12 protein-coding genes are annotated in these 13,739 nt (G+C 72.7%); 4 read left to right on the top strand and 8 right to left on the bottom strand.

The genetic code is table 11. From position 1 onward, the window contains the following. The first annotated feature begins 30 nt into the window (after positions 1-30). The 4 genes from ACFYNP_RS32490 (at position 31) to ACFYNP_RS32475 (ending at position 4,195) form a co-directional block, all read left to right on the top strand. Positions 31-330, top strand: a complete 300-nt coding sequence (locus ACFYNP_RS32490; protein ID WP_388790581.1) for a hypothetical protein — start codon at positions 31-33, stop codon at positions 328-330. Positions 331-471: 141 nt separating this feature from the next. Beyond that, positions 472-1,653 carry a thiolase family protein gene (locus tag ACFYNP_RS32485; protein ID WP_388790579.1) on the top strand — a complete coding sequence of 394 codons (1,182 nt, stop codon included), beginning with the start codon at positions 472-474 and terminating at the stop codon, positions 1,651-1,653. Positions 1,654-1,755: 102 nt separating this feature from the next. Beyond that, positions 1,756-3,192 carry a benzaldehyde dehydrogenase gene (locus tag ACFYNP_RS32480; protein WP_388790576.1) on the top strand — a complete coding sequence of 479 codons (1,437 nt, stop codon included), beginning with the start codon at positions 1,756-1,758 and terminating at the stop codon, positions 3,190-3,192. 79 nt (positions 3,193-3,271) lie between these two features. After that, entirely contained in the window at positions 3,272-4,195 is a 924-nt protein-coding gene (locus ACFYNP_RS32475; protein WP_388790573.1) for an AEC family transporter, read from the top strand. Positions 4,196-4,209: 14 nt separating this feature from the next. Here ACFYNP_RS32475 and ACFYNP_RS32470 read toward each other — a convergent pair whose 3' ends face one another. The 8 genes from ACFYNP_RS32470 to ACFYNP_RS32435 all read right to left on the bottom strand — a co-directional run bounded on the left by ACFYNP_RS32470 (position 4,210) and on the right by ACFYNP_RS32435 (position 13,717). Continuing rightward, the gene (locus tag ACFYNP_RS32470) at positions 4,210-5,160 is read right to left on the bottom strand and encodes an endo alpha-1,4 polygalactosaminidase (RefSeq protein WP_388790570.1); all 951 of its coding nucleotides are present in this window, start codon (positions 5,158-5,160) and stop codon (positions 4,210-4,212) included. Then, entirely contained in the window at positions 5,157-5,819 is a 663-nt protein-coding gene (locus tag ACFYNP_RS32465) for a spherulation-specific family 4 protein (protein ID WP_388790660.1), read from the bottom strand. The genes ACFYNP_RS32470 and ACFYNP_RS32465 overlap by 4 nt, the downstream gene beginning before the upstream one ends. Next, entirely contained in the window at positions 5,816-6,724 is a 909-nt protein-coding gene (locus ACFYNP_RS32460) for an NAD-dependent epimerase/dehydratase family protein (RefSeq protein WP_388790567.1), read from the bottom strand. The genes ACFYNP_RS32465 and ACFYNP_RS32460 overlap by 4 nt, the downstream gene beginning before the upstream one ends. A gap of 7 nt (positions 6,725-6,731) precedes the next feature. After that, positions 6,732-7,445 carry an NDP-sugar synthase gene (locus tag ACFYNP_RS32455; protein WP_388404910.1) on the bottom strand — a complete coding sequence of 238 codons (714 nt, stop codon included), beginning with the start codon at positions 7,443-7,445 and terminating at the stop codon, positions 6,732-6,734. Between the two features lie 31 nt (positions 7,446-7,476). Then, positions 7,477-8,478: a GDP-mannose 4,6-dehydratase gene (locus ACFYNP_RS32450; protein ID WP_388404912.1), complete on the bottom strand. Its 1,002-nt coding sequence runs from the start codon at positions 8,476-8,478 to the stop codon at positions 7,477-7,479. Positions 8,479-8,581: 103 nt separating this feature from the next. Beyond that, entirely contained in the window at positions 8,582-9,970 is a 1,389-nt protein-coding gene (locus ACFYNP_RS32445) for a hypothetical protein (protein ID WP_388790564.1), read from the bottom strand. After that, on the bottom strand, positions 9,967-11,505 hold the full coding sequence (gene pelF / locus ACFYNP_RS32440; RefSeq protein ID WP_388790561.1) for a GT4 family glycosyltransferase PelF: 1,539 nt from the start codon (positions 11,503-11,505) through the stop codon (positions 9,967-9,969). Before pelF ends, ACFYNP_RS32445 begins: the two co-directional genes overlap by 4 nt. A 100-nt stretch (positions 11,506-11,605) precedes the next feature. Beyond that, the gene (locus tag ACFYNP_RS32435) at positions 11,606-13,717 is read right to left on the bottom strand and encodes a hypothetical protein (RefSeq protein ID WP_388790657.1); all 2,112 of its coding nucleotides are present in this window, start codon (positions 13,715-13,717) and stop codon (positions 11,606-11,608) included. Positions 13,718-13,739: the final 22 nt, after the last annotated feature.

Genomic DNA, 13,739 nt, shown 5'->3' with positions numbered 1-13,739 from the left:
CAGGGGCCCCGGGTGTCTAGCGTTCGGAGCATGAGCCATCAACCGCAGTACGCGAGCCGCCACCCGCGGCGCTTCGAGATCCTGCTGGTGCCCGAGCACGTCGAGTCCCGTGGCGAGGCCTCGGTGGTCGACAGCGCCGTACGGTCCGCCGTCGTCGAGGCGACCGGTGAGACGGGGGTCTCGGGCTACCCCCGCTACGCCGGCCACGGCATCGAGGCCGAGATCGACTCCGCCGGGCGGGCGGTCGAGGCGCTGCTGGTCGACGGGTCCGAACTCGACATCGGTCTGACCGCGGTGGTCAGGGACGTGCCGGCCCGCCCCGGCGGCTGACCGGGTTCCGGCCGGGGCCCGTTGACAGCGGACGGCGAGGGGCAGAGACTCGGGCGCAGCCATTCATGAACATCACTTCACTGGGCGAACAGGCTGCCGTGGTGGCCGCGAAGCGGTGAAGAGATCCGTGGGAGAGACCCGATGAGCATCCGCGACGTGTACATCGTCGACGCCGTCCGCACCCCGATCGGCAAGTTCGGCGGCGCCCTCGCCGCGGTGCGGCCCGACGACCTCGCCGCCCACGTGGTCAGGTCCCTGGTGGACCGCACCCCGGAGCTCGACCCGGCCCGCATCGACGACGTGTACTTCGGCGACGCCAACGGCGCGGGGGAGGACAACCGCGATGTGGCCCGGATGGCCGTGCTGCTCGCGGGGCTGCCCGTCTCGGTGCCCGGCGTCACCGTCAACCGGCTGTGCGGCTCGGGTCTCGAAGCCGTCATCCAGGCGGCCCGCGCCATCGCCCTCGGCGACGCCTCCGTCGCCGTCGCGGGCGGTGTCGAGTCGATGTCCCGCGCCCCCTGGGTCGTCCAGAAGCCCGAACGCGCCTTTCCCGCCGCGCATCAGCAGATGTTCTCCACCACCCTCGGCTGGCGCATGACCAACCCGAAGCTGCCCGCCGAGTGGACCGTCCCGCTCGGCGAGGGCGCCGAACTCATCGCCGACCGGCACGGCATCACCCGCGAACAGCAGGACGCCTTCGCCCTGGAGAGCCACCGCAAGGCCGCCGAAGCCTGGGCCAAGGGCCTCTACGACGGCGAGGTCGTCCCGTACGCCGGGGTCGAGCTCGCCCGTGACGAGTGCATCCGCGAGTCCTCCCCGGAGGCGCTCGCCCGGCTCAAGCCGGCCTTCCGGACGGACGGTTCGGTGACCGCGGGCAACGCCTCGCCGCTCAACGACGGCGCCGCGGCCCTGCTCCTCGTCGACGAGGACGGCCTGCGCGCGACCGGGCGCGAACCGCTCGCCCGCATCCGGAGCTCCGCCGTGACCGGCATCGAGCCCCAGCTCTTCGGGCTCGGCCCCGTCGAGGCGGTCCGCAAGGCGCTCGCCAAGGCCGGCAAGGACTTCGGCGACCTCACCACCTTCGAGCTGAACGAGGCGTTCGCCGCCCAGTCGCTCGGCTGCCTCGCCGAGTGGCCCGGCCTCGACCCCGCCGTGGTCAACCCGCGCGGCGGCGCCATCGCGATCGGCCACCCGCTCGGCGCCTCCGGAGCCCGCCTCGCCGGGGCCGTGGCCCACCAGCTCGCCGCGGCCGGCTCGGGCACGGGCCTCGCGGCCCTGTGCGTCGGGGTGGGTCAGGGCCTCGCCCTCGTACTGGAACGCTGACCGACCCGGACTCCGGCGGTGCCGCCGACGGCCGGTACCGTCAACCAGCCTGACCCGCACGGGACTTCACCCCTCCGACGTGAATGTGACTGGAGCGCCTTCATGACCCTGCTCGACCCCAGGACCTGGCAGCCCGCACCGCTCGCCGGGGGTGAGTACGAGGTCGTCGAGCCCGCCACCGGTGAATCGCTCGGCGCCGTCACCCTCGCCGCCGGCGAGGACGTGGAAACGGCCGCCGCCGTCGCCGCCGCGGCTCAGGCCGGCTGGGCGCGCACCCCGCACCTCACGCGTGCGGCCGTCCTGCGCAAGGCGGGCGACCTCTTCGGCCGCCACGCCGACGAACTGCGGGAATGGCTGGTGCGCGAGTCCGGCTCGATCCCCGGCAAGGCCGACTTCGAGCTGCACGTCGCCGCCCAGGAGTGTTACGAGGCGGCCGCCCTGGCCTCCCGCCCGCTCGGCGAGATACTTCCGAGCGAACAGCCGCGGCTCTCCTACACCCGCCGCGTCCCGGTCGGTGTGACCGGAGTGATCGCCCCGTTCAACGCCCCGCTCATCCTGTCCATCCGCTCGGTGGCCCCCGCGCTCGCGCTCGGCAACGCGGTGCTCCTCAAGCCCGACCCGCGCACCGCGGTCTGCGGCGGCCTCGCGCTCGGGGCCGTGTTCGCCGAGGCGGGGCTGCCCGAGGGGCTGCTGCACATTCTTCCCGGCGGTGCCGAGACCGGACAGGCCCTCGTCGCCGAGCCCCGGATCCCCGTCATCTCCTTCACCGGATCGACCGCCGCGGGCCGCCGGGTGGGCGAGGCGGCCGGGCGTCAACTCAAGCGGGCACACCTGGAGTTGGGCGGAAACTCCGCGCTCGTCGTCCTCGCGGACGCCGACATCGAGGGCGCCGTCGCCCAGGCCACCTGGGGCTCCTTCTTCCACCAGGGCCAGATCTGCATGACCACCGGCCGCCACCTCGTGCACGAGTCGTTGTACGAGGAGTACATCGAGCGGCTCGCCGCCAAGGCCGAAGCGCTGACCGTCGGCGATCCCCACCGTGAGAAGGTCCACCTCGGCCCCGTCATCGACCGGGGCCAACTCGGCAAGATCCACGGCCTGGTGGAGTCCAGCATCGCGCGCGGTGCCCGGCTCGCAGCCGGCGGCGGCCACCGTGACCTCTTCTTCCGCCCGACCGTCCTCGCCGACGTCGACGACCGCACTCCCGCCTACGCCGAGGAGGTCTTCGGACCGGTCGCGCCGGTGCGGTCCTTCGCCACCCTGGACGAGGCGGCGACCCTGGCGGCGAGCGGCCCCTACGGGCTCTCGCTCGGCATCGTCACCCGGGACACCGCGCTCGGCCTGGAACTCGCGGACCGCATCCCGACCGGGATCGCCCACATCAACGACCAGACGGTCAACGACGAGGCCGTGGCCCCCTTCGGCGGGATCGCCGCCTCCGGCACCGGCGCCCGCTTCGGCGGCTCCGCCAACCTGGACGCCTTCACCGAACTGCGCTGGACCACCGTGCGCCGCGAGGCCGCCGACCATCCCTTCTAGCCCGGCCGCCGAGGACGCGTGTCCGGTCAGCGGGACCCCGACGCCGAGGAGCGGACGCCGCTCGGGCATCCTTGGCCCGGTGCACTCGGTCTTCTCCGGATTCCTGCCCATCTGGATCGTCACCGCGTTCGGCTGGGCGGCCGGACGGTTCAACCTGCTCGGCGACCAGGCCCAACAGGTGCTCGGCCGCTTCGCGTTCACCTTCGCCATGCCCTCGCTGCTGTTCCTGACGATGGCGAAGTCGCGCCCCGGACATCTCGCACAGCCCGGCGTCGCGGTCTTCGCCCTCAGCCTGCTCGCCGTGTTCGCGGCGGGCCTGGTGGCGAGCGGGCGGCTCTTCGGGCGCGAACGGGCGGAGCGGGCGATCGGCGCGATGGGCGCCTCCTACGGGAACTCGGCCAACCTCGGGATCCCGGTCGCGGTGCACGTCCTGCACGACACCTCGTTCATCGTGGCCGCGGCACTCTTCCAGATGCTCTTCATCACGCCGCTGATCCTGGTCCTCATCGAACTCGACCTACGCCGTGACACCCCCGGGCGATGGCTCAGGATGCTCCAACTACCCCTACGCAACCCGGTGGTTGGGGCATCGGCCGCCGGGGTGGCGGTGGCCGCGCTCGGCCTCCGGCTGCCCACCGAGGTGACCTCGCCGCTCACCGTGCTGGGCGGCGGCGCCGTCCCCGCCGCCCTCTTCGCCCTCGGCATGTCGCTCACCGCGCGGACCGCGGCCGCCCCGGGGGAGCGGGCCGAGCGCGCCCTGCTCGTCACCCTGAAGACGGCCGTCCAGCCGCTCCTGGCCTATGGGCTGGGACGGTGGGCCTTCGGGCTCGGCGGCCCCGAACTGTTCGCGGTGGTGCTCTGCGCGGGGCTGCCCACCGCGCAGAACGCCTTCGTCTTCGCCTCCGAATACCGCCTCGACACCGCACTGCCCCGGGACACCGTGCTGCTCTCGACCCTCCTGTCGATGGCGTCCCTGTCCCTGATCGCGGCCCTGCTCGGCTGAGACCGCGGCCCCTTTCAGCAGGGCTGACGCCACACGTCCAGCTTGAGGTTCTTGCGCATCGAGGAGAGCCCCAGTTTGTCGGACTCGGCACAGAAGTCCTTGTTCGGCAGCTCGTACTCGACGTGGAACACGGCCTTGTCCGCCTTCACGAACGGCGTGAGCTTGGCGCACTCGTCGAACTGCGCGCACTGCTCGTTGACCGCGAACTCGAAGTCGGGCACCAGCTCCGAGATCTGCTGGAGGTCGTTCTTGAGTCCCACCGCGAGCCCCCGTGCGTGGGCGATCCGGGCGAGCATGCGGTTGTACGCCAACTGGTCCGCCGCCGTGAGCGGGAAGCCCGTCTTGTTGGCGTAGCCGTCCATCAGGTCGGGCTCGACGCCGTCGAAACCCTTCTGCTTGCACATGTCGAAGCGGCGCTCCATCAGCGGCCGCAGCACGTCGATCTGCCGGATGTCGAGCCAGCGTTCGCCCTCCCAGCCGTTGTTCTCGCCCAGCACCGAGCCGGGGAAGTCCCCCTTGTCCGACCGGAAGTTCTCCCAGGCGCCCGCGTTGATGTAGCAGATCGCCTTGCGGCCCTGGCTGTGCAGTTTGGCGACGTCGGCCGCGGTGTTCTCGAAGCCGTCGATGTCGTACACCGGGACGTCGGGCCCGTCCTGCACCCGGCCGTTGAGCTGCCACTGCCAGGCGGTGCCGGGCCTCGGCTGCCAGATCTTCGCCTTCGCCGGGCCGCTCGGCGAGGGCGACGCGGGCGGGGTGGGCGGGGTGGGTGTGGCCGGTGAAGGCGTGCCCGGCCTGCTGGGCGCCGGGGAGTGCGCGGGCGTGGGGCCGGTCGATGCCGGGGTGGGCCCGTCCGGGCCGTCCGCGTCGTCGTCGGAAGACCCGGACGAGCAAGCGGTCGCGAGCAGCAGCACGGTGACGGCGGTGCACAGCAGCGCGGTCGAACGACGGGGCGGAGTGCGGTTCATGGTGTCTTTCCGGGAAGCACGGGCGGCAGCGCCGCCCACGGATTGGGCAGCTCGCGCTCGACCACGCAGCACACACCGGCGCCGCGGTCGCCCGTCGTCCGCAGGGCGAGCGCGAGGAGCGCCCCGGGGACGCCGTACACCAAGTGGCAGAGCCGCTCGGGTGGTTGGCGGTCGGCCCAGGCGGGCCGGGAGAACGTGGACACATAGGTCGTCCAGTGTCCCTCGAAGGTGACCACCAGATCGGCGAGGCGCAGATAGCCGGGCGCGGGATGCACGCCCGGGTTGAGCACCAGCGTCGTGGCACCCGCCCGCCGCGCGGCCCGGGTGGCCTGCCGCACGAACGGCAGGCCGGTGCGGTCGGCGGGCGCCCGGTCGAAGAAGCAGCCGTCCGTGCCGTACCAGGCGCGATGGCGGTCGATGTCCCGGACCACGTCGGCCAGGGGCCGGGCGCCGTAGTCCAGGTCGACGTAGCCGAGCACCCGGACACCGGCCGAGCGCAGCGTCTCGACCGGGCCGGTGAATGCCGCGTCCGGGGCGGTGCCCGGGCCGTCGGCCGCGTTCAGCACCACCCCGTACACATCGTCCGCCGCCTCGGCGAGCCGCTGCCAGGCGGCCGGATCCTCGGCGGGATGGACGTAAAGGGGAACCAGCAGCATCAGTGCACCGGTTCCCGGTCCGGCTCGGCGTTCACGGCCGCCCACAGGGCCGACACCGAGTCGGCGAGGCCGTGCCGGGGCGACCAGTCGAGCGTGGTGCGGGCCGCGGCGGGGTCGGAACACTGCCAGGGCACGTCCGCCGAACGCGCCGAGCCCTCGGCGTTCTCCTCGATACGGCCCCTGAACCCGGCCGCGTGCGCCAGCTCGTGCACCAACTCCCTTACGGGAACGGCCTGTCCACGGGAGATGTTGAGGAGCGGAGGCAGCGGGCCGCGGCTGGTCGCCGCGAGGACCGCGGCGTGCGCGACATCGCGCGCGTCCACGAAGTCGCGGTGCGCCGAGAGATCGCCGAGCCGTACCGAGGCCCGGGGTCCGAGGTCGCGCAGCTGGCGGGCCAGCCGGCCCGGCAGCCCGGCGGCGGGTGCGCCGGGGCCGACCGGGTTGGTGATCCGCAGCACCACGGCGTCCAGACCCGACGAGGTGACGGCCAAGGTGCCGGCCAACTTCGTGGCCCCGTACAACGTGGTGGGCCGGGCCGCGGTCTGCTCGGTCACGCGCTCCCCGATCCCGCTCGGCCCGTACTCGGCCGCGGAGCCGAAGTGGACGAGCCGGGCGGTCGGGGCCGCCTCGCGCAGGGCCGCGCACAGCACGGCCGGCCCCCGCACATTGATCTCGGCGAGGGGCACGGACTGCGGGCCGACCGCGCCCGCGCAGTTGATGACCGCGTCGGGCGCGAACGAGAAGAGCTGCTCGGCGAGTTGGGCCGGGGCGACGGTGGCGAGGTCCACGGCGAGGTCCGAGGTGGGGCCCCGGCCCGCGCCGAAGTACCGCACACCGGGCAGGGCACGCAACTCCTGGGCGACATGGCCGCCCAGGTAGCCGCTGTGCCCCAGTACGAGGATGCGCATGGGGCGGTCAGGCCCCCTTCAGCAGGAGTGAACGGTGGGTGGTGAACTCGGCGTTGGCCCGGTCGTAGTCGTCCGGGCGGCCGATGTCCAGCCAGTAGCCGTCGAACGCGTAGGCGTGCGGCGGCGTCTGGGCCTTGAGCAGGTCCAGGACCAGCTCGTCGAAGCCCAGCGGCAGGCCCGGGGTGTAGTCGGCCAGCGTGCTGAGGGACAGGCCGTAGACCCCCATCGACACCCGGTAGTCCATGCTCGGCTTCTCGGTGAAGGCCACCACCTTGGTGTCGTCGGTGGTCAGCACCCCGAAGTCGATGTGCACCTTGCGGGCGTAGGTGGCGATGGTCAGCGGCGCGCCGCTGGTCCGGTGCCGGGTGAGGACGTCCGCGTAGTCGAGGTCGGTGAGGATGTCCCCGTTCATGACGAGGAAGGATTCCGGCAGCCGGTCCCGCATGGTCAGGAGCGGGCCGATGGTGCCGAGCGGGCTCTCCTCGGTGCTGTAGTCGATGTCCAGGCCCCAGCGTTCGCCGTCGCCCACGTAGGCGCGGATGATCTGGCCGAGGTGGCCGATGGCGATGGTGCAGCTGGTGAACCCGGAGGCCGCGAGCTGGCGCAGCACGATCTCCAGGATCGCGTGCTGGTCGCCGATCGGGACCAGCGGCTTGGGCAGCGCCGTGGTGTACGGCCGCAGCCGGACGCCCTTGCCTCCGGCGAGTATCACTGCGTGCATGGGAGCCTCCCTGAGAGTGGGGACTGCAGAGTCAGATGTTGTAGATGCCGGTCTTGTAGCGCGCGAGGTTGCCCGGGTCGCGGAAGAACTCCGCGGTCCGCTCAAGGCCCGACTCCAGGCCGAACCCCGGCTGCCAGCCGGTGGCCTCGGTGAGCCGGCTCGCGTCCGCCACCAGACGCATCACTTCGGAGTTGGCGGGTCTGATGCGCTGCTCGTCCTCGCGGACGTCGAGCTCGGCGCCCATGACCTTGCCGATGAGCCGCACCAGGTCCCCGACCGAGATCTCGGTGCCGGTACCGGCGTTGAACGTGCGCCCCACGACGCGCTCGGCGGGGGCGGTGCCCACCGCGAGGAAGGCCCGCGCGGTGTCGGCGGCGAACGTGAAGTCCCGGGTGGGACGCAGATCGCCGAGCGTGATGGTGCGCTCGCCCGCGGCCACCTGGCCGATGACGGTGGGGATCACCGCCCGCATCGACTGCCGCGGCCCGTAGGTGTTGAACGGCCGCAGCGTGACCACCGGAGTGGCGAAGCTCGCGAAGTAGCTGTCCGCGAGCCGGTCCCCGCCGGCCTTCGAAGCGGCGTACGGGGACTGGGTGTTGATGGGGTGGTCCTCGGTGATCGGCACGGTCTGCGCGGTGCCGTACGTCTCGCTGGTCGAGGTGTGCACCAGGCGCGGCGTGCCGAGGGCGCGGACCGCCTCCAGGACGTTGAGCGTGCCCGTGATGTTGGTGTCCACGTAACTGTGCGGGGCCTGGTAGGAATACGGGATCGCGATCAGGGCAGCCAAGTGGTAGACGGCTTCGGCCCCTTCGATCAGACCGCGCACCGAGCCCGGGTCGCGGACGTCGCCGAGGACGATGTCCACCTGGTCCAGGACTTCGGGGGACAGGGTCTCCAGCCAGCCGTAGGACGAGAACGAGTTGTACTGGGCCATCGCGCGGACCCGGTGGCCCGAGGCGACGAGGGCCTCGGTGAGGTGGGATCCGATGAAGCCTTCGGCTCCGGTGACGGCGACAAGCGGTGCGGAGGACAACTGCCGCTCCTCTCAAGGTGGTTCGGTACGTGTGGTGGTCGTTCGGGTGCGGTCTGCGAGGTCCCCGGGCCGGCTGGTGCGCGGGTGGGGCCGTGGTGCGGGGTCAGGCGTGTGCGGTGGGCCGCCCGAGCAGGTGCAGGGTGGTGCCCGTCAGGGCCAGGGCGGCGGTCGTACAACAGAGGAGCTCGGTGAGCGGCCCCGGCGGCGGTGCGGCCAGGGCCGCCGACGCGATCCCGGTCGCCGCCGCGAGGCTGACCGCGGCCGGTATCCAGGCGATGCCGAACGCCTGGAGCAGCAGCGCCGTCCACAGCAGTGCGGCGAGCGCGAGCAGGGGCGCGGGTTCGGCGCCGGTGAGCAGGGCCGCGGGGATCAGCGGCAGCAGGTAGACGAGGAGGCAGCCCCCGAGCACGGCGGCCGAGCGCCACCGGAAGGCGGCCGGGGTGGCCGTCGCCCGCAGCGCCGCGACCGACAGGCCCCGGTAGCGGTAGAGCAGCCATTCGGCAGGGCCCATGCTGAGCGTCAGCGCGATCACCGCGAGCGGATGCTGCTGTCCGGCGAAGGCCACCAGGACGCCCGCGGCGAGCCCGAACAGACCGTACGGGAGCGACGCCACGAGCGGCGGCCTCACCGGGGCGGACGCGGCGGGCAGCTTCAGGGCCTCGCGCAGGCAGTAGGCGGCGGTCGCGACCACCAGGACGAGCGTGAACACGCTGATCCCGATCCGCAGCGGTGCGCCCGGTTCCCGGAACGGCAGCGCGGCCGCCCCCACCATCAGCGGGGCGAGCGCGCCGAGCAGGAGCCGTTCGCGGGCGAGCACCAGCAGGATCCCGGCCGCCGCGAGGTAGCAGGACTGCCCCGCCACGAAGAACGCGGCCGGGCTCGGACCCACGATCGCCAGGCCCGTGACGAAGGCGAGCAGCGCGCCGAGCGGCGCTCCCGCCATCAGCGTGCGGGCCGCCTCGGGCCGGCCCGAGGCCATCCGCAGATAGGCGCGGTGGCCGAGCCCCTGCCCCCAGGCCCACGAGATCAGACCCGCCACGATCAGGGCGAGCACCGCCCGGTCGCTCTGCCACAGCCGGGCGGTGAGCGGATAGGCGAGCCCGGGCAGCGCGAACAGCGCGCCGCGCAGCCCGCAGCGCACCGGGTCGGGCTTCCAGGGGTCGGCGGCCGCGGGCGGCTCGGGGAAGCTGCGCGGCACCCGCCGGTACAGGTCCTCGGCCAGCGCGAACAGATCGCGGTGGCCGTACTCGTCCGCGATCTGCTGGGCCGTCAGGCCCTCCGACTCCAGGACCGCCGCGACCTCGTAGGCGTGGACGGCGGGCCCTATCTGCTCGGCGAGTTCGGCGGCCAGGCGGTCCACCGCGGCGTCTTTGCCCCACCGCGCGGACCGGCGGCCCGGCAGACGGAGCGTCATCGTCGACTCGGTGGCGAGCCGCAGCGTCAGCGTGTCGTCGCGGCCGTCGGGCGGCCCCAGACGGATGGGCCCGCTCACCCCGCCACCCGGCTCAGCTCATCGGCCCGTACCAGGCGCAGCGCCATGGTGACGTCCTCGTGGTCGTTTCCTCGCCGTACCGGGACGAGCCGGTCGCGTGCGGAGAGTTCGAGATAGATGGCCCGGAAGGTGTCGACGGTCTGGCGCAGCGTGAACTGCTCGACCACGCGCAACCGCGCCGCTTCCCCCATCGCGGCCCGGCGGGCCGGATCCCCCAGGAGTTCCAGGGCGGCCGCCGCCATCGCGGCCGGATCGCGCGGCGGCACCACGAGACCGGTCTCACCGACCGCTTCGCGCACCCCGCCCACATCCGTGGAGACGGTGGCCCGGCCGCAGCTCATCGCCTCGATGAGTGTGAAGGGGAAGCCCTCGCTGATGCTGGACAGCATGACCACGTTGCCCGCGGCGTAGGCGTCCCTGATGTCCTCGACGCGGCCCTCGAAGGTGACCGCCCCGCCCTGGTCGAGCGACTGGGCGAGCGCCTCGCAGCGCTCCCGGTACGCCTCGCCACCCCGGGGCGTGCCGCCGAACAGGCGCAGGGTGGCCTCGGGTAGCTCGGCCCGCACCTTGGCGAAGGCGCGGATGAGGGTCTCCAGGTCCTTGATCGGGTCAACCCGCCCCGCCCAGCTGAGCGTTGGGGCGGACGGTTCCGGTCCGGCCGGCGGGAACGCCGCCGGGTCGACCCCGTTGTAGACGGTGCGTATGAGCTGGGGATCGGCCCCGCCCTGCTCCTCCCACAGCCGGTTGTACTGGTTGCCGGGCGTGATCAGCGCGGCCCGGCGGTACGTTTCCTCGGCGAGCAGCCGGAAGAATCCGAGCAGCACGGCCTTGACCGGCCAGCGGTAGGGGGCAGTGCGGTATCCCAGGTAGCGCTCGCGCAGATAGACGCCGTGCTCGGTCAACAGCAGCGGTACGCCGTGGAGTTCGGCACCCACCAGGCCCGGTAGCACGGCCACGCCGCCGCTGACCGCGTGCGAGACGCCCTGGGTCGGCGGGGCGGCGGCGAGCGGCCGCAGCGCGTGCTCCAGGAGCCCGGTCGCGGTGACCGCGTCGTGCAACGTCGGCCGGGCCTCGCGCACCGCGAGCCCCGGCCGGTTCCACACCTCGGTCAGGACCCGTATCGCCGCGTCCCCGCGCAGGGCGGGGCTGAGCTGCCCGTCGCGGGCGGCCCGGGCCATCTCGTAGAGGGCAGGCCCGAAGCCGTCCTCGGCCGAGGGGTCCAGCAGGGCGGTCAGAAAGCGTTCGTAGGCAGCCATGAGGCGCCGTTCCTGTCGGCCGCGCGGGGCCGAACCTCCGGGCGCCGGGCCCCACATGGGGACCGAGACGGCTTCGGAGGCGTGCGGCGGGAGGTCCCAGACGGTGGCTTCGCGTCCGGTACCGGTGACCGCGATGATGTCGAAGTCGATGTCGGGCATTCCGGTGACGAGCTGGTCGCACCAGACGCTCACCCCGCCGTGGCTGTGCGGATAGGTGCCCTCGGTGAGCAGGGTGACCCGCGCCGCGCCGGAGCGCGGCGCGCGGTGTGGTACGTGCATGCATGCGCTCCGCGGCTGAAGAGAGCGGTGGGTGGTGAATGCGGCCCGGCGGACCGCCGCCGCGGGGGCGGCGGGCCGTCGGAGCTGGAGCGGACCGGTGTCAGCGCCGCTCGGCGCTGTACGGGACCGGCTTGGTGACACCGGCGGGGACCGGCGTGCGCGGTGCGCTCCCCGGTGTCACGCGCTCGGCGGACGACGCGGGGCGGGACTGCGGGGCCAGGGCTCTGGCGGGTGCCGGAGCCAGGGACAGGGCGACGCTGATCTGTCCGGACTGCGGCGACACCCAGCCGGACGTGCTTCCGGCGTAGGCCTGGCCGAACGCGGTGGTGCCGCTGCCCAGGACCTGGCTGGTGCCGTTCGGCATCGTCGCGGTGACGGCCACGCCCGAGGGGGCCTGCACGGTCACGCTGTCGCCGATCCGGTACGCGGTGACCTGGCCGGCCTTGACCGCCGTGTTCCAGGCGCCCCGGTTGCGCAGCTCGGCGCCGATGTCCTTCATCCGCAGGTTCACCAGCGGCGCACTGGCCGCGTAGAGCGCCTTGTACTGGCCGAGCACCCCGTCGAGCACGGGGTAGCCGATCCGGTCCTCGGCGAGGTTGGACTGGTGGATGAAGTGCGGCCTGGGGTCGTTGCCGAGCACATGGCCGAGGGCGACCTGGGTCTCCAGGGGCACGATGTGGCCGGCGTATCCGGTGGCCGGGTCGAGCGGCGCGGGCAGACAGGTGGTGTTCGGCAGGTCGTCGCACAGACCGCTGCCGCCCTGGGAGCGGCTGGTGTAGATCCAGTTGTACTCGTCGACCTGCTCGGAGGCGTGGCCCGCGTTGTAGAAGATGTTGATCGGGTAGCGGGCTACGGTGAGCGCCGGGCCGACCTGGCGCTGCTCGGGGTCGCGCGACATGTCCGCGCCCAGCCACGAGATCTTGTTGGTGGCGAGAGCCGGAGCCAAGTAGGGGTTGTCCTGCGGCTGTTGGGGCAGAAGCTTCATACCGGAGTGCTCTCCGGTGACCAACTCGTCGGACTCGACCGGAAGCCCGACGCCCTGTGCCCACTGCTGGTTGTCGGATATCTCCTTGGATATCTCCGACTGGCTCACGTACTTGGTGGAGCCGTCCGGGTTGGTCGCGCACTTCCACGGCACGACCGTGACGTTCTGCTCGCAGCCGAGGAAGGCGTGGTCGTAGGTGTGGTTGATCCAGCGGAAGTCGCCCTTGGCCGCGACGAACGCGTCGGCCAGCTCATCGGCGCCGTTGTGGTTCTCGCGGTACTCGACGCTGCCGCCGCCGTTGTAGGCGAGGTCGAGCGTGAAGCCGCGGGACTTCTCCCAGGCCGCGGCGTTCTGCACATCGGCCGGGGTCATCCGGATCGAGTCCTCGACGCCCTGTCCGGGCGGGCAGTCCACGTCGCCCGGCGTGCAGTTGAGGGTGGAGTCCCACCGGTCGTCACCGGCGAAGACGTCGTCCACGTGGACCGCGAAGTAGTTCCGGGAAGCGCCGAGCCGGACGTTCTGCGTCATCCAGTCGACGATGCCCCGGGCGAGCAGCTTGAACTGCTCCTGGTACTGGTTGTACGCGAAGGTGACGACCAGCTCCCGGCGCCCGTCGTGGCGGTACTCGCCGACGAGGCTGCCGTTGCCCGACCTGCCGGGGATCGGAGCCTCGACATAGCTCGTGAAGTCCGCGCCCGCGGCCGGCTGGGAGAGGAAGGCGTAACTCTCGCCCACCGAGGGCGAGTTGTCCTCGAACGGCACGGTCCCGTTGAGGTAGCCGAACGGCCCGGCGGTGCGGCCCGCGGCGGTCACCTGGGCCTTGACGCCGTCCACCGAGCCGCTGTAGCCGCTGCCGGCGGCCGGCTGGAGGCCGACCTGGGGGCGCGCGTAGGTGTAGGCGTCGACCTGGGGTATCGCATATGTCTTCTCGTACGCGGAGAGCGCGGCCATTTCCGCGGAGCCGGTCGGGAAGGGGTTGTCGTTCGGCAGTACCACGGCCTGGAACTTGGCCCGGGGCGCGCCGTTCACGGTGTCGGCGAGAAACGCCTGGTCGATCACGGGGCGGCCGGACCGCGTCAGATCGACCTCGGTGTACGGAGTGCCCTCGCCGTCGAGCTCGGCGGTGATGGCGTCGGTGGCGGGCCCGCCGTCCGACACGACCAGGACCTTGAGGTCGACGCGCGGCGTGGGCGTCGCCGAGTACGCCGGCGCCGCCGGTAGGCCCATGGCGAGCAGAACCGTGCCTGCG

This window comes from Streptomyces sp. NPDC006691, from assembly GCF_042869955.1.
GTDB lineage: Bacteria > Actinomycetota > Actinomycetes > Streptomycetales > Streptomycetaceae > Streptomyces.
The sequence above is the reverse complement of the archived record's forward strand: the minus strand, read 5'-3'. Positions and strand labels throughout refer to the sequence as shown.